Origin of the sequence: Lacticaseibacillus camelliae DSM 22697 = JCM 13995 (assembly GCF_001436615.1) — a bacterium.
GTDB lineage: Bacteria > Bacillota > Bacilli > Lactobacillales > Lactobacillaceae > Lacticaseibacillus > Lacticaseibacillus camelliae.
Map to the genome: position 1 here is coordinate 1 of NZ_AYZJ01000064.1, position 305 is coordinate 305.

Consider the following 305-nt stretch of genomic DNA (forward strand, 5'->3'; position numbering starts at 1 on the left):
GGGGTGAGGCCGTTTCTTTGTGCTGAACGATTGTGATGGTTGAAGTACTGGATGCCATCCTCAACCAGACTGACGAGTTCCTGGTAGGTCTTTGCCATCGGGTGTCGCTCCATCCAGCGCAACTTGAATTCGTTCCACCATCGCTCCATCGGTGCGTTGTCGTAAGGGGTGCCTGGTCGTGACATACTGCGCTTCACATTGTGGAGCTCCAGAAAATGGTTAAATGTTCCTGATGTATATGCTGAGCCACGGTCTGTGTGCACCAGTGGGTGTACTTCGCCAGAGGCCTCAAACGCCCGCTGGAA

Annotated in this window: 1 protein-coding gene; it reads right to left on the bottom strand. The window is 53.8% G+C overall.

Translation table 11 applies throughout. The features are described from left to right. Nucleotides 1–263, bottom strand: a 263-nt coding sequence (locus tag FC75_RS13195; protein WP_476737434.1) for an integrase core domain-containing protein, incomplete at its 3' end; no start/stop codon positions are given. Between the last annotated feature and the right edge of the window lie 42 nt (nt 264–305).